The sequence below is a fragment of the Rhizobium herbae genome (assembly GCF_017873135.1).
Taxonomy (GTDB): domain Bacteria; phylum Pseudomonadota; class Alphaproteobacteria; order Rhizobiales; family Rhizobiaceae; genus Pararhizobium; species Pararhizobium herbae.
Map to the genome: position 1 here is coordinate 196,617 of NZ_JAGGJV010000004.1, position 15,017 is coordinate 211,633.

The 15,017-nt window shown below is 59.7% G+C and carries 18 protein-coding genes; 10 read left to right on the top strand and 8 right to left on the bottom strand.

The window, feature by feature from the left end:
* Positions 1-51: 51 nt before the first annotated feature.
* From purE to J2Z75_RS12615, 5 genes are all read left to right on the top strand, one after another.
* Positions 52-516 (top strand): 5-(carboxyamino)imidazole ribonucleotide mutase, encoded by a 465-nt coding sequence (gene purE, locus J2Z75_RS12595; protein ID WP_113242139.1) that lies wholly within the window; start codon positions 52-54, stop codon positions 514-516.
* A complete protein-coding gene (locus J2Z75_RS12600; protein ID WP_209852787.1) occupies positions 513-1,562 on the top strand; it encodes a 5-(carboxyamino)imidazole ribonucleotide synthase in 1,050 nt (349 codons plus the stop codon). The genes purE and J2Z75_RS12600 overlap by 4 nt, the downstream gene beginning before the upstream one ends.
* Positions 1,563-1,746: 184 nt before the next feature.
* On the top strand, positions 1,747-1,872 hold the full coding sequence (gene ykgO / locus J2Z75_RS12605) for a type B 50S ribosomal protein L36 (protein ID WP_034855034.1): 126 nt from the start codon (positions 1,747-1,749) through the stop codon (positions 1,870-1,872).
* A gap of 166 nt (positions 1,873-2,038) precedes the next feature.
* Entirely contained in the window at positions 2,039-2,632 is a 594-nt protein-coding gene (locus tag J2Z75_RS12610) for a tetratricopeptide repeat protein (protein WP_234937318.1), read from the top strand.
* A 120-nt stretch (positions 2,633-2,752) separates the two neighbouring features.
* Entirely contained in the window at positions 2,753-3,751 is a 999-nt protein-coding gene (locus J2Z75_RS12615; protein WP_209852789.1) for an alpha/beta fold hydrolase, read from the top strand.
* An 8-nt stretch (positions 3,752-3,759) separates the two neighbouring features.
* On the opposite strand, the gene J2Z75_RS12620 is transcribed toward J2Z75_RS12615, so the two are convergent.
* From J2Z75_RS12620 to J2Z75_RS12630, 3 genes are all read right to left on the bottom strand, one after another.
* On the bottom strand, positions 3,760-4,131 hold the full coding sequence (locus J2Z75_RS12620) for a response regulator (RefSeq protein WP_209852790.1): 372 nt from the start codon (positions 4,129-4,131) through the stop codon (positions 3,760-3,762).
* 162 nt (positions 4,132-4,293) lie between these two features.
* Complete coding sequence (locus J2Z75_RS12625) at positions 4,294-5,334, bottom strand: sensor histidine kinase (protein ID WP_209852791.1); 1,041 nt, start codon at positions 5,332-5,334, stop codon at positions 4,294-4,296.
* A complete protein-coding gene (locus J2Z75_RS12630; RefSeq protein WP_209852793.1) occupies positions 5,331-6,773 on the bottom strand; it encodes an ATPase domain-containing protein in 1,443 nt (480 codons plus the stop codon). Before J2Z75_RS12630 ends, J2Z75_RS12625 begins: the two co-directional genes overlap by 4 nt.
* A gap of 395 nt (positions 6,774-7,168) precedes the next feature.
* On the opposite strand from J2Z75_RS12630, the gene J2Z75_RS12635 reads away from it, so the two are divergent.
* Positions 7,169-7,378: a cold-shock protein gene (locus J2Z75_RS12635; protein ID WP_209852795.1), complete on the top strand. Its 210-nt coding sequence runs from the start codon at positions 7,169-7,171 to the stop codon at positions 7,376-7,378.
* Between the two features lie 147 nt (positions 7,379-7,525).
* Positions 7,526-7,801: a hypothetical protein gene (locus J2Z75_RS12640; protein ID WP_209852798.1), complete on the top strand. Its 276-nt coding sequence runs from the start codon at positions 7,526-7,528 to the stop codon at positions 7,799-7,801.
* Positions 7,802-7,995: 194 nt separating this feature from the next.
* On the opposite strand, the gene pyk is transcribed toward J2Z75_RS12640, so the two are convergent.
* Positions 7,996-9,435, bottom strand: a complete 1,440-nt coding sequence (gene pyk / locus J2Z75_RS12645; protein WP_209852801.1) for a pyruvate kinase — start codon at positions 9,433-9,435, stop codon at positions 7,996-7,998.
* Complete coding sequence (locus J2Z75_RS12650; RefSeq protein WP_209853377.1) at positions 9,435-9,911, bottom strand: DUF1036 domain-containing protein; 477 nt, start codon at positions 9,909-9,911, stop codon at positions 9,435-9,437. Before J2Z75_RS12650 ends, pyk begins: the two co-directional genes overlap by 1 nt.
* Before the next feature lie 192 nt (positions 9,912-10,103).
* On the opposite strand from J2Z75_RS12650, the gene J2Z75_RS12655 reads away from it, so the two are divergent.
* The 3 genes from J2Z75_RS12655 (at position 10,104) to J2Z75_RS12665 (ending at position 11,629) form a co-directional block, all read left to right on the top strand.
* Positions 10,104-10,898 (top strand): N-formylglutamate amidohydrolase, encoded by a 795-nt coding sequence (locus J2Z75_RS12655; protein WP_209852804.1) that lies wholly within the window; start codon positions 10,104-10,106, stop codon positions 10,896-10,898.
* A 22-nt stretch (positions 10,899-10,920) separates the two neighbouring features.
* The gene (locus tag J2Z75_RS12660) at positions 10,921-11,226 is read left to right on the top strand and encodes a DUF1244 domain-containing protein (RefSeq protein ID WP_209852806.1); all 306 of its coding nucleotides are present in this window, start codon (positions 10,921-10,923) and stop codon (positions 11,224-11,226) included.
* Between the two features lie 139 nt (positions 11,227-11,365).
* On the top strand, positions 11,366-11,629 hold the full coding sequence (locus J2Z75_RS12665; protein WP_062584009.1) for a DUF2312 domain-containing protein: 264 nt from the start codon (positions 11,366-11,368) through the stop codon (positions 11,627-11,629).
* Positions 11,630-11,741: 112 nt separating this feature from the next.
* On the opposite strand, the gene msrA is transcribed toward J2Z75_RS12665, so the two are convergent.
* The 3 genes from msrA to J2Z75_RS12680 all read right to left on the bottom strand — a co-directional run bounded on the left by msrA (position 11,742) and on the right by J2Z75_RS12680 (position 14,861).
* On the bottom strand, positions 11,742-12,260 hold the full coding sequence (gene msrA / locus J2Z75_RS12670) for a peptide-methionine (S)-S-oxide reductase MsrA (RefSeq protein ID WP_209852818.1): 519 nt from the start codon (positions 12,258-12,260) through the stop codon (positions 11,742-11,744).
* Positions 12,257-12,706, bottom strand: coding sequence for a peptide-methionine (R)-S-oxide reductase MsrB (gene msrB, locus J2Z75_RS12675; RefSeq protein ID WP_209852820.1), 450 nt, complete (start codon positions 12,704-12,706; stop codon positions 12,257-12,259). Before msrB ends, msrA begins: the two co-directional genes overlap by 4 nt.
* Positions 12,707-12,992: 286 nt before the next feature.
* On the bottom strand, positions 12,993-14,861 hold the full coding sequence (locus J2Z75_RS12680) for a DUF882 domain-containing protein (RefSeq protein WP_209852822.1): 1,869 nt from the start codon (positions 14,859-14,861) through the stop codon (positions 12,993-12,995).
* Between the last annotated feature and the right edge of the window lie 156 nt (positions 14,862-15,017).

Sequence of the window (15,017 nt, forward strand, 5' to 3'; positions counted from 1 at the left end):
AGCGGAACGAACACAGTGACGAAAGCAGCAACCCCGCCCGTCGCCATCATCATGGGAAGCCAGTCCGACTGGGAGACCATGAAGAATGCCGCCGACACGCTCGACGCCCTCGACATCGCCTATGACGCCCGCATCGTTTCGGCACATCGCACGGTGGACAGGTTGATCAATTTTGCCAGGGGCGCGCGCGACGAAGGCTTCAAGGTCATCATCGCCGGTGCCGGTGGTGCTGCGCATCTGCCTGGAATGACGGCGGCGATGACGCCGCTGCCGGTATTCGGCGTTCCCGTCCAGTCCAAGGCACTCTCCGGCCAGGACAGCCTGTTGTCGATCGTGCAGATGCCGGCCGGCATTCCCGTCGGCACGCTCGCCATCGGCCGCGCCGGCGCCATCAACGCGGCGCTTCTTGCCGCGGCCGTTCTAGCACTCAGCGATCCCGATCTCGCCGATCGTCTCGACGACTGGCGCGAACAGCAAAGCGCGGCCGTTGCCGAATATCCGGTGGATCAGGCATGAGAACGATCGGCATCATCGGCGGCGGCCAGCTTGGCCGCATGCTTGCCATGGCTGCGGCGCGGCTCAACTTCCGCACCATCATTCTGGAACCCCAGGTCGATTGTCCGGCCGCGCAGGTCGCCAACGGCCAGATCGTCGCCGCCTATGACGACGAGACGGCGCTGAGGCAGCTTGCGGATGCCTGCGATATCGTCACCTATGAGTTCGAGAACGTGCCGGTCGGAGCGGCTGAGACACTTGCACGCGCGCTTCCGGTCTACCCGCCGCCCAGGGCGCTGGCCGTCTCTCAGGACCGGGTGAGCGAAAAACAGTTCCTCAACGGCTGCGGCATCGAAACCGCGCGCTTCCACGCTGTCGACAATCAGGAACAGCTTGAACGGGCGCTCGCCGATTTCTCCGGCAGGGGCGTGCTGAAAACCCGCCGTCTCGGCTACGACGGCAAGGGCCAGCGCGTCTTCAAGGATGCGAGCGATGATGCGGCCGGCGCCTACCGGGCGCTTGGCGGCGTTCCGCTGATTCTCGAGAGCTTCGTTGCGTTCGAAAGGGAAATCTCGATCATTGCCGCCCGCAGCACCGACGGCACGATTTCCTGTTACGACCCCGCCGAAAACATTCATCGCAACGGCATTCTCCACACCTCGACCGTCCCGGCCACAATCAGCGAGACAACCGCTGAGGCGGCCCGCCTTGCAGCCACGGCCGTGCTGACGGCCCTTGGCTATGTCGGCGTCATCGGCATGGAATTCTTCGTTCTGGCTGACGGGACGTTGATCGCCAACGAGATCGCACCCCGCGTCCACAATTCCGGCCACTGGACGGAAGCCGCCTGCGTGGTGTCCCAGTTCGAGCAGCACATTCGTGCCGTCGCCGGATTGGCCCTGGCGAGCGGCGCCCGCCATTCCGATTGCGTGATGCAGAACCTGATCGGCGACGATATCGACGACCTGCCGGCCTGGCTCGCCAAACCGGGCGCGCTCGTTCACCTTTACGGCAAGACAGAAGCGCGGCCAGGGCGTAAAATGGGGCACGTCACTTGGCTTCGATAAGGGTTTAACCCACAGAAAAGCCGAAGGTAGCCGCGAAAACCGCCTCTCTGTGGTTGACACTTTTGCGACGCCGGGTTATTTGCCTGCCACCCTAAGAGCGCGCTCGGCCTTAAACGTCTGCAAGCGCGCTTTTGATTGTTAAAGACCGGCGAAATCAGATTCGCCGAAACTGCGGATCAGAAAAATGAAGATCAAAAATTCGCTCAAGTCGCTGAAGGCCCGTCACCGCGAAAACCGTCTGGTTCGCCGCAAGGGCCGTGTCTACATCATCAACAAGCTGAACCCGCGCTTCAAGGCCCGTCAGGGCTGAGCCATTGCGTCAGCCGGAAACCCAGGTTTTCCGAGCGATCGCATATGGATCGAGTGCGTTCGTGCGCCTGCCTTTTTTGGTGCCCGAGCGGTTCACCGGTTTGATGTCTCAAATTTGATTTGATCTTCGGCCATGGCAGGCTACCTTATTTGCCATGGCTAAACTCATGTCTTCATTTTTGATTCTTGGCTGCGTGCTGGCAGCATCCTTTGCCGGCCCCCCTTCCCTCCTTGCGGCCGACACATCACAGGCCTCCGCGACGTCGGAACTGACGACACCCAAACAGCGGCTCGACGCGCTCTTTTCCGAATTGAAGCGGGAACGCGATCCGGACAAGGCGCGCGAGATTTCGGACCGAATCCGCATCGAATGGCAGGATTCCGGCAGCGCTTCCGTGAACCTTCTGATGCAGTGGGCGTCAAAAGCGGTCGAATCAAACCGCAAGGCAACAGCCCTCGATATATTCGACCAGGTCATCACGCTCTCACCCCAATATGTCGAAGGCTGGAACCAGCGTGCCACGCTGCACTACCAGATGGGCAACTACCGAAAGTCCATGTCGGACATCAACAGGGTGCTGGCGATCGAGCCGCGCCATTTCGGTGCGCTCGCGGGCATGGCGGCGATCCTGACCGCAGCCGGCAAGGATGAACTTGCGCTTCGGGCCTGGGAACAATTCCTCGATATCTATCCAGCCGACCGCCGGGCGCAGGAACAGCTTGGCGAGCTGGAGGAAAAACTTGCCGGCAACCGCACTTGATTCTTCCTGACTAGCGAAACCGCAGACCGCTTTCCTTCGTATCGGACGATAGCCAAACCATCCGGCCGATTGCGCAGGCGCGCGGAAGAGTGATTGATGTCCTTTGCCTTCAGGAAACTCATGCTGTTCATTGCATCGCTATGTCTTGCCGTACTGGTTACCGGATTCGGCTTCAGCTCCTACAAGGCGGCGGCCTTTGAAAAAGACAATCCGAATACGGGCGAATTGATCGACGTCGGCGGCTATCGGATGAACAGCGTCTACGTACCACGTCCGAAGAGCGCCGATCTTCCGACTCTCGTCTTCATCCACGGGGCAAGCGCCAATCTTCGCGACCCGATGGTTGCCTTCAGGGACAAGCTCGAGGGCCGCGCCGATATGCTGTTTCTCGACCGGCCGGGACTGGGCTTTTCCGAACGTGGCGGCCCACAGAATGCCTATCCCGACGGTCAGGCCGATGCCATCGCCGCCTTGATGAAGAAACGCGGCATCAAGAAAGCCATCATCATCAGCCACTCCTTCGGTGGGGCGATCGCCGCAACCTTTGCCTTGAACCACAAGGACATGGTGGCAGGCCTGCTGTTTCTCTCGCCCGCCACCCATCCGTGGCCGGGCGGCATCGAATGGTACTATGACGTCACCAGGACACCGGTATTGGGCTGGTTGTTTGCCACCCTGATTGCGCCGCCGGCAGGCCTTGCCGCCATAGACAAGGCGACGAAGGCAGTCTTTGCCCCCAATCCCAGGCCGGACGGCTATATCGAAGAGACGGCCGCCTATCTGGCCATAAGGCCGCGCGCCTTTCGCAACAACGCCATCGATATCGCCAATCTGCTTGAATATGTGAAGCGCGTGTCGCCGCGCTACAGGGAGATCAAGGCGCCCACTGCCATCATCACCGGCGACGCCGACCGTGTCGTCCTCCCCGAAATCCACTCCCGCCAGCTGCATGAAGACATCACCGGCTCGACGCTGCTACGCATTCATAACCTTGGCCATAAACCGGATTATATCGTCACCGACCTCGCGATTGCCGCAATCGAAACGCTGGCTGGAAAGAAGCGCGACCTGACCAGGCTCGCCGGGCAGGCCGAGGCCGGGATAGCGGTCGTAAAATAAGCTTAAACCTACGCTGCGGCCACCATATCACGCATGGCACTCATGACCCGCGACAGATCATAGGGCTTTGCGAAAAATCTCCCCTCCACCGGAAGCAACGCATCACTCATCTCGCGGTGGCCTGAGGCGACGATGATCTTGATGGGCGGCCATCTGTCCCGCACCGCCGCAGCGAGCTTTAGCCCGTCCATGCTGCCGGGCATGTCGATGTCTGTAAACATCAGATGGATTTCGGATTGCGCGTTTAGAATGACAATCGCTTCATCAGCGTTCGATGCTTCAAGGACGCTGAAACCGTGATCTTCCAGCGACTGCGCAATGTCGATCCGGAGAAGGACTTCATCCTCCACAACCAGAACCGTTATGCCGTTATAGCCCATCCCCGAAGCTCCGTCGTGGTGCAGTTGCTATATCTTTTGATAGGGCGTCGGACCGGTTAACGCGCTTGACGTCAGAATGATCCATGAGAATTTATTTATGTTCTTCAGTGATTTATTGAATGTGTCGCAGGGAACACCGAGATACCGGAGCATAACCTCCTCTCAGCTCTGCTGCAGCCGACCGAGGGGGCCTACGACGCGGCATCGAAATCCGTCCGGCGCGAAGGCGATATCGGGGGCGGAACCAAACAGGGAAGCGAGCGCCGCGCGAATATACCTCGTACCATATCCCTGTCGCGTCGGCTCTATGACCCTGGGGCCGCCTGCCTCGTCCCAATGCAGGGAGAGCAGCGGTGCGGCGTCATCCGAAATCGCCCAGGCGATATCGACGGTGCCGTCTTTCTGGGACAACGCACCATACTTGAGGGCATTGGTGATCAGTTCGTGGAGGCAAAGGGCGATCGTCGTTGCTGAGTTTCGCCCGATAGACACGTCCGGGCCGCGAACATGGATACGGCTCAACCCGTCGCTGTTATAGGGTGACACGGTCAGGTCGACGACAGACGACAGAGAGACCTCATCTCCACCTGCCTCGAACACGGCCGTATGCACTTTGGACAGTGCTTGCAGCCGACCGGTAAAATCTGCAGCCAAATCCTCTACCGTCGCAGCACCGCGTCGCGTCATCTGAAAGATCGACGTCACGCTGGCGAGGATATTCTTGATCCGATGATTGAGTTCCAGGCGCAGTTCGACCTCTCGCTCGATGGCATCCCGCACCTGCTTCTGACGCAACCGCACGAGCAGGTTCGATTGTATGCTGTTCACCAGTTCCAACGGAGCGATCGGGCGCGTGTGGAACAACAGGCGCGAACCCGGCCATGACCGTTCGAGCTGACTGCGAATTCGCGTGATCGGTGCTGCCCGCTCCAGCAGGACCAGTATCGGCACTTCCGACCAGTCTGGCTGCGCCGCGATATGCTCGCCAATGCTGGCGACAACCGGCGGGCTCAACGCCTCGTGGGTGATAACAATGACGCCGGGGGACAAGGACAGGTGATGGATCAGATCCTTGCCCGTCCTGCCATGATTGACCGCGACCTTCTCCTCACGCAGAAACGCAGCGATATATTCGGCATCCTTGCGAAAGGGAGCAAGGACGAGCACCCAATCCAGCTCGCTTTCGGTCGGCGTCTCATTCATTTCGGATCAGGAAGAGGATTGTAGGAGACGACACTGACGCTGCCGCTCTCGATCAGCAGCTCCTGAATATTGAGGTCGTGCGGACCATGGCGCTTTTTGACCACGGTGATATTCCGACGCAGGCGTCCTTCGTGCTCCATGATCCGTAGCAGGAGCACTGTGTCACCGAGAAAGCTGACGTCGACGTCGATGCCCACATTTTGACCGATCAGGCCGTGCTGGGCAACGATCAGCATGGTCAGCACGCCGGACCGGGCGAGGAATTTCAGAAGCGACTGAATATCGCGAACTGCCTTTTCCCGATGTGGCAGCGAGTTCAGATACCCGGTCAGGCTATCAATGACGACGACACGCGCCTTGTTCTGCGTGACTGCGTCCTGGACGATCTGGCCAAATTCGCCCGGCGAGATTTCGTTCGGGTTGAAATCGCGCAGGATCAGCTTGCCATCCTTATGGAATTGCCGCAGCTGCATGCCCAAACCTTCGGAGCGGCGGAAGAATGTCTCCAGCCGTTCTTCGAACAGGAACAGCGCGACACTCTCGCCGCGTTCGAGCGCCGCTGTCGCATAGAGCGATGACATGGTCGACTTGCCGGTACCCGACTGTCCGATCACCAGCGTCGTGGTTCCGGCCTCCTGGCCTCCGCCAAACATGTCGTCGAGGGCGGCGACCCCCGATTTGATCAGTTCCGGCGTCGTCGTTTCCGACACCATGCTTGGCATGATCCGAGGAAAGACGACAACGCCTTCGCCTTCCCGGATGGCCATGTCGTGATATCCGTCAGCCACAGGAACGCCACGCATCTTGGAGACCTCGACGCGGCGGCGTACTCCGCCATACTCTTCCAACGCCTTATCGAAGCGGATAACCCCGTGGGCCAGGCCTTCGACCTCTTCACCGCTGCGGTCATAACCGGGCGTCTGCGTATCCAGCAGCAGCGCCACCACATTGCGCTTGGCAAGAAACGACTTGAAGCCAATCAACTCGCGGCGAAACCTCGGAGAATCGCCGGTTATCAGGCGGATTTCCAGAAGGGAATCGTAGACCAGGCGGCGCGGCTTGTGTTCCTCGATCGCCGCTTCGATCGCTTTTCGGGTCTCGTCAAGCCGGAGGTCGGCAGTCAGGAATATGCTCTGGTCATCGGCCTCGCTGACCGTGCCCGAGGTCGTCAGTTCCTCGACGCGAATGCCATCAAGCGTCCAGCCATGCGAGACAGCGATGGCCTCAAGTTCTGCGGCTGTCTGCGAAAGCGTGACATAGATGCAGCTTTCCCCTGCCTCCACGCCTGCCCGCAGGAACTGCAATGCAGCCGTCGTCTTGCCGGAGCCAGGCGCCCCCTGCAGCATATAAAGATTGGATGCCGGCAGACCCCCGCGCAAAATTTCGTTCAATCCAGCAATACCTGTGCTGACAACAGCGGGCGTTTTCCGTTTTGGCATATATCAATCTTCCGCAAAAACCGTTGGCGCATTACCGAAAGAGAATGCACGCATCCTTGAAAGATGCGAAACTGATATATGGGGGGTTCTCAAAACATCAATGACATACAGATCCGTAATGTGAGGTCGCTCCGAACGTGATGGCGAAAAGCGGGCGAAGATTGTGCTAGAAGATCAAGGCTCGCATTGATTGTACTTCGGTCTGGAGAAAAACTAAAAGTTGACATCAGCTGGAAGGCAGTCCATACATCGCATTGTCGATATTTGCTTGCTGAGCTTTGGTTACCGCGCGATTAGCACCGCGCCCTGAACGAACCTTCCTTTCAAAAATCGTTATCACCATCCGCAGCGCATTTGCGTCGCGGTCGTCTCTTATTGCTATGAAAGGGTTCATCATGACCACTGGCACAGTTAAATGGTTCAATTCCACCAAGGGCTTCGGCTTCATTCAGCCTGACAATGGCGGCGCTGACGCGTTCGTCCACATCTCTGCCGTCGAGCGCGCCGGAATGCGCGAAATCGTCGAAGGCCAGAAGATCGGCTTTGACCTCGAGCGCGACAGCAAGTCGGGCAAGATGTCTGCCTGCAACCTGCAGGCCGTATAATCGGTAATCGCTTTCCTTTGACCACGGATGTACTGGCACTGTCGAAAGCAAACTACCAATCGAGGTCAGGCATCATTGCCTGGCCTTTTTTTGTGCCTGCTGACATGGCCGTACCGGCTGCTGCGGGCGATATTCCCCGGAGATCCGATGACAGAGCCAACCAATGAACTCCAGGCGATCAATACAGCCTGGCAGATTGCCATCCAGGAAATTTTGCGGATGGTGGTCCGGGACATGTACAAAACCGGTGACGAGGCGTCGTTCCACTCGCATATCAAGCGCATTGAAGAGGCTGCGGTCGACAGCATTTATACCGGGCTGATGCTGCGCGGCACGGATGAATGGACCGAGGTTCTCGTCAAGGAAAAGGCCAGCAATTTCGTGACCACGCTATTGACCTCGTTCACCTACGACAAAGCGTGACCTTGTAGCCGTCGTTAATACCAAGTCAGCGCTTATTCTTTTGCGGCGAAATTGAAGATTTCCTGGCTCGGATACCCTTGTATGCTTTGAAGGGAACCGAACCAATGACCCGCCAGCATCGGCATCCGAGAGTACCCCACAAATGAGAAAACCGCCGGAGTGATCCAGCGGTTTTTTCAACAGTGAAGCTTTGCTCAGACGCCGCTGAGGCCGTCGGAACCGATATAGGCAATGCGCAGCATGTTGGTGGCGCCTGGCGTTCCGAGCGGCACGCCGGCCGAAATGATCACCCGGTCGCCCGGCTTGCCGAAACCTTCGGTCGCGACGATACGGCATGCCCGGTTGACCATGTCGTCGAGGTCGGTCGCATCGGAGGTTACGACGCAGTGCAGACCCCAGACGACGGCAAGGCGGCGGGCGGTCTGGATGACCGGCGACAGGGCCAGGATCGGAACCTGCGGGCGCTCGCGCGCGGTCCGCAGGCCAGTCGTGCCGGACGAGGTATAACAGACGATGGCCGAGAGCTTGAGCGTTTCGGCGATCTGGTGAGCGGCCAGCGAAATCGCGTCGGCGCCGGTTGCTTCCGGCGGCGTGCGCTGGGCGTAGATGATGCCCGGATAATGCGGGTCGGTTTCGATCTTGCTGGCAATCGACGCCATGGTGGCAACCGATTCGACGGGATAGTCGCCGGAGGCGGATTCAGCCGACAGCATGATGGCGTCGGCACCTTCGAACACGGCGGTCGCGACGTCGGAAACTTCGGCGCGGGTCGGAACCGGTGCCGTGATCATCGATTCCAGCATCTGCGTGGCGACGACGACCGGCTTGCCGGCGCGGCGGGCCGCACGGATCAGCTGTTTCTGCAGGCCCGGAACGGCTTCGAGCGGCATTTCCACGCCCAGGTCACCACGGGCAACCATCAGCGCGTCGGAAAGCTCGATGATCTCGTCGATCCGCTCGATCGCCTGCGGCTTTTCGATCTTCGACATCAGGCCGACGCGGCCGCGGGAAATCTTGCGGACTTCGGACAAATCCTCCGGCCGCTGGATGAAGGACAGGGCAACCCAGTCGACATCCTCGGTTTCCAGAACCGCGTCGAGATCGGCGCGGTCTTTTTCCGTCAATGCACCTACGCCAAGCAACGTATCGGGCAGGCTCACGCCCTTGCGATCGGAGATCTTCGTGCCGGAAACCACGGTGCAGACGATCGTCTTGCCGTCGCATTTTTCCGCACGCAGATGAAGCTTGCCGTCGTCGATCAGAAGGCGATGGCCAACCTTGACGGATTCGAAAATTTCCGGATGCGGCAGGAAGACACGTTTGGCATCGCCAAGCGCCTCATTGCTGTCCAGTGTGAACGTCTGGCCCGCGACCAGATCGACCTTGCCGGCTTCAAACTTGCCGACGCGCAGCTTCGGGCCCTGCAAGTCGGCCAGGATGCCGATCGGGCGGCCGCAGCGCGCTTCGACGTTGCGGATGCGCTTGATCAGCGTGCGCATCATGTCGTGGCTGGCATGGCTCATGTTGATCCGGAAAAGATCAGCGCCCGCCTCATGCAGCTTCTGGATCATCTCTTCTTCGTTGGACGCAGGTCCAAGCGTTGCGAGGATTTTGACTTTTCTATTCCGCTTCATCAGTTGTGGCTTTCTTGAGTCCCTGGGGTATCGGACAACTGAACCATCCAGCTACCCTGACGTCCCGTGTCGTATTCCTTGAACCCCATCCGCTGGAAACCGCGTGCGAAACAGTCCTGCACGCCGGTCACTTTGAACTCGTTTTCGGCGACGCACATGTTGACATCGCCCGTCCAACGCCCACCCCGGGCAGCATCCTCAGCGTAGAGGTAATAGTATCGTGACTGGAGTTCGCCCTCAATCAGGGTCGCACAGGTGGTCGCGGGAACCTGCCACCATCCTTCGGTGATCCAGCCTTCCTTGGCCCTGTAGCCGATGGCCACGCCGACCAGATTCTGGGTGCCATTGCAGACGCGGAACTCGGCATGCGCTTCACTCGCGATCAAAACTGGCGAAAACGCTGCCAGAACGAAGAGGAGAGTGGCGCTCAAGGACCAGGTCCGCAGATTCAGCCTGAAAAAAGGATATCTGGACACGGTTTCCAATGGGTCTCCGTTGTGATTTGTCGTGGCACTTTCTTGCGACGCTAGGGCTCGAATGTCAACGCGACTCTAATCGATTACATCCGGCTTTTTGTTGACCAAAACATCGCAATTTCGCCATTGTCTTGCGATTGCTGCCACAGCATGCCATCAAATTTCGTCAAGTGTGCAACGAGTTGATACTGTATGCCGGAAACGTCGCCTTTCGAGATCATTGAGGGTAACAATGCAGCCGGGCTGGTGCTTCTGGCCGATCACGCCACGAACCGGCTACCGCCGGAATATGGCCGGCTCGGTCTTCCGCAAAGCGCCTTCGCTCGGCACATCGCCTATGATATCGGCGTGGAGCCGCTCGTCCGCCGGCTGGCCGCGCAGCTTGGCGTTCCCGCCGTGCTCAGCTGCTTTTCGCGTTTGCTGATCGATCCGAACAGGGGTGAGGACGACCCGACGCTGATCATGAAGATTTCCGACGGTGCCATCATTCCCGGCAATCACCCGATCACACCGCAAGAATGGGAAAACCGCCTCAATCGTTTCCACCGCCCGTATCATCACGCCGTTTCGCAGACCATCGCAGCGGTCGGCGCGGCAAGCGGCAAGGCACCGCTGGTCATCTCCATTCATTCCTACACGCCCGCCTGGAAAGGTGTGCCTCGCCCCTGGCATGCCGCCGTTCTCTGGGACAGCGATCCACGCGCGGTCCATCCGCTGATCGAGGCGCTTGCGGCTTCGGGCGATGTTCTGGTGGGCGACAACGAGCCATACGATGGCGCCCTGCGTGGCGATACGATGTTCCGCCACTGCATGGAAACCGGCATTGCCCACGCGCTGATCGAGGTACGCCAGGACCTGATCGGCGACGACAGCGGCGTGGCGGAATGGGACAAGCGGCTGGGACCGATTTTGGCCAATTTGAACGCGCGCCCTGAATTGCACGAGATCAGGCGTTATCCTTCCCGCACAGGACCCTACGCATTCTGACACCGGCAGAAAGAGACAGACGATGACCGATCTGACACCGCAACAACAGCTTGAATTCGAAGCGGCGGCCTTTCGCCGCCTCGTTTCCCACCTGCGCGAACGCAGCGACGTGCAGAACATCGACCTGATGAACCTCGCCGGCTTTTGCCGCAACTGCCTGTCCAACTGGTATCGCGATGCAGCCAACGCTGCCGGCGTGCCGCTGGAAAAGGAAGAATCCCGCGAGATCGTCTATGGCATGCCCTATGAGGAATGGCGGACGCTGAACCAGCAGGAGGCATCCGCCCAACAAAAGGCGGCCTTTGAGGCGAACAAGCCCAGGGAGTAGCGCCGCTAAGTCCCGCAAAGGTCGGAAATCCGCGTGATGTTGCGCAATGTCACTTGACCTTGAACGCGCTTCACGGCAGGTCACAGCCTCACAAATTCAAAGTCCCCAACCCCATTCATCCCCCAACAAGGAGAAGACCATGTCGGATGCCCACGGCGTCGCCCGCGATCAGCTTCGCTCTTTCATCGAGCGGATCGAACGGCTGGAAGAAGAAAAGAAGACCATCGCCGACGACATCAAGGATGTGTACGGCGAAGCAAAGGGAACCGGCTTCGACACCAAGATCCTCAAGAAGGTCATCGCGATCCGCAAGCAGGACAAGGACGAGCGCATGGAACAGGAAGCCATCCTCGACACCTACCTCGCAGCGCTGGGCATGATCGACGCGCCGGACGCGGAATAATCCGGTCAGGTATCAATGCTCCCATCAGTGAGCATCTGCATATTGAAAAGGCCGGTACAGGACCGGCCTTTCACTCTTCAGAAATCACATCCACGGCAAGCGTAAATGCCCCTCAGGCGGCGTCGCTGCTCTTCTCGCGGCGCGGCAGCTTCCAGCCCGGGCGGACGAAATGGCAGGTATAGCCATTCGGAATCCGTTCAAGATAATCCTGATGCTCCGGTTCCGCTTCCCAGAAATCACCGACGGGCTCGACTTCCGTCACCACCTTGCCCGGCCAAAGGCCTGAAGCATCGACATCGGCAATGGTTTCGGCTGCAACGCGCTTCTGCTCGTCGCTGGTATAGTAGATGGCCGAGCGGTAGCTCGCGCCCCTGTCATTGCCCTGGCGGTTGAGCGTCGACGGATCATGGATCTGGAAGAAGAATTCCAGCAGGTCGCGATAGCTGATCCGCGACGGATCGAAGGTGATCTCGATGCCCTCCGCATGGCTGCCATGGTTGCGATAGGTCGCATTCCTGACGTCGCCGCCGGTATAGCCCACCCGGGTGGAAATCACGCCGTCATAACGGCGGATAAGGTCCTGCATGCCCCAGAAGCAGCCGCCGGCCAATACTGCGCGTTCAGTTGTCATCGGATATCCTCCACCTGATCGAGATAGTCACCATAACCTTCCGCCTCCATTTTGTCGCGATCAACAAAGCGGAGCGAGGCCGAATTGATGCAGTAGCGCAGGCCGCCGCGATCGCGCGGGCCGTCGTTAAAGACATGTCCGAGATGGCTGTCGCCGTGGGTCGAGCGGACCTCGGTCCGGACCATGCCATGCGTCGCATCGCGCAGTTCGGCGACGTGCGCCGGATCGATCGGTTTGGTAAAACTCGGCCAGCCGCATCCGGATTCAAACTTGTCGGACGACGCAAACAACGGCTCGCCCGAGACAATGTCGACATAGATTCCGGGCTTCTTGTTGTCGAGATATTGCCCGGTACCCGGCCGTTCCGTGCCGCTTTCCTGCGTGACGCGATACTGTTCCGGAGACAATTTGGAAATAGCTTCCGCGGTCTTGCTGTATTTGGGCATTCGCACACTCCTTGTCCATTCCAGCGGGATCGCCTTTCCGGCCGTCGATTGCATGCGTAACACGTCGCGCAGCGAACTGCAGCGGCAGAGGAAACGCGCGGCCAGCGAAAGAGATGACGGTGATATAGGAAGGCGAAAGCGCTTTTACCACGCCCGTCAAAGACGGGATGCACCTCCAGACCTCACATCATGCACACGTTCGCGTGAGGCCTGAGAGCCAAGCATGGCCAGAACGCAAAAGCCCGCCGTCGCCAGCGGGCCTGTGTCTGTTCTTGCATCTGTCGCGTCAGTTGGTGCTGAACTTCTTCACTTCCAGGAAATTCACGGCACTGCCGCTGAACCGGGCTGTGTCTATGGATACGGCCTCGTTCGAGAAGCCGGCGGAATAGACCGTTGTCGGCGAGGCACGCAGCGTCTTGCTGACGAAACGCGGTGCTTTCACCGGCTTCGACAGGGTTGCCATACGGCCGTTCGTCAGGGCCCATGAGGAAATGATCTGCTGCGTCAGCTTCGGCTCGGTGCGAACGGACGAACGGGTCGCTGCGTCGGCTTCCTGCTTTTTCGGACGCTTGCCCTTGGCCGGAGCTTCAATATTGGTGTCGAAAGCATCCTCAAAGATCGCGGCGCGCGCTTCGGCGCCGGACTGCGGCACGAAAGCGGCCATTTCCACCGGCTGCTGCTGTGTCGGCTGCGCAAGGGCAACCCGCGTCTGCGCCTCGGCAACGGCTTCCACCGGCTGCTGCGCCAAGGCAACGGCCTGCGGCTGGACCCGTTCGGCAAAGGACGGTACGGCGACATCAGCGTCGGCCACGGCCATCAAGGCTTCCTCGCCCGCCGGGCGCGCACCCGGAACCGGAACAAAGCCGAGCGCCGCGACATCCTCAGGCAGCACCGCCGCATTCGGATCCGTCGAGGCCATCAGCGTATCGCTGCCGGCATCACCGTTCGCTCCCCGCTTGCCGAGCATCTGCGGCACCGGAATCTTATACGCGCTCAAGTCGGCATATTCGCCTTCGGTCGCAGCTGGCGCCGGCAAAGCTGCGGCCCAGGCTTCCTGCGTCGTATCCTTGGTCGGCGCAACCAGCGCCGTCTGCACGCCGGCGTCGGCGTCCTTGAAAGCTGGCCTTACGCCCGGAACCGGAGCCGCGACGTCCTTTTGCTGGGTATCTGCTTGCTGAGCAGCTGTCTGCTCGACGGAATTTTCCACGCCCGGGAGGGCCTGTTCAGCCGCCGCAACCTGCGTGACCTTGGTCTTTGCCGCCGGCTGCTCGTCCGCACCTTCGAGATCGGCGCTGGCAATTGCGTTGGGTTCTTCATCCTCGTCGCCGCCGCCGCCGAACAGCATGGCGAACAGATTGCCCTTGCGCTTGGTATCCTTGTCGCCCGGGCCCTTGGAGCCGCCGCCGGCGACTTCGATGGCGCTGGCGCCCACTCGGCGCTTGTAGTCGGCAACAGCAACCTCATAACCGGGTAAAGGCTTGCCATCGGCCGGCACGTGCATGGTCTTTCCATCCGGGAACAGCCGCACGAGTTCGTTGCGGCTCATGCGCGGCCAGGCGCGAACGCCGCCGACATCCATGTGCACGAACGGCGAGCCGGAGGTCGGGTAATAGCCGACGCCGCCCACCTGGAACTTCATGCCGATTTCGCGCAGCGTCTTCAGCTTGACGTCGGGCAGGTAGAAATCCATCGCCTTGCCGAGCATGTGCTGGCTTTTCTTGGCGACGCCCTTGGAGCGCGACCGCAGCATGCCGTTGGTGGCAGGCGAACGGTAGGCGGAAACCACGTGGATATAGTCGCGCGATCCGCTCTTCTGGTAGACTTCCCAGACGAGGTCGAGAAGACGCGGATCCATCGTCGTCGGCTCGTTGCGGCGCCAGTCGCGCAGGAAACGGTTGATCTGCTGCAGGCCCTTGGCGTCATAGCGGCCATTGCGCTTGAACGTGATCGAGGCCTTTTCCTGGGTGTGGATGAAATAGAGTTTGAGCGTGCGCGTCTGACCGGCAGCCTCGACAGGAGGCGCCATGCCGGGGGTGACCATGGAGGCTGCGATCAGAAGCGATGCGAGAACACGCGGCATCTTAAGGGCCACCGCGGCGCAAAAGCGGGTTATCACGGAGCCGTTAGGCTTCTTGAATCCGAACAAATTTTGCAAACTCAATCCCCGTCCGACGGACAACGCGTCCCGTGGCTGATCAGATGGCTGTCAAATGCGGTGACAGCATGGCATATATGCCACAGTCATCGGTTATCCTTATAATATAGTGAATGGTTCACTAACAAGGTCTAAACGACACCAGCCAAATACGAC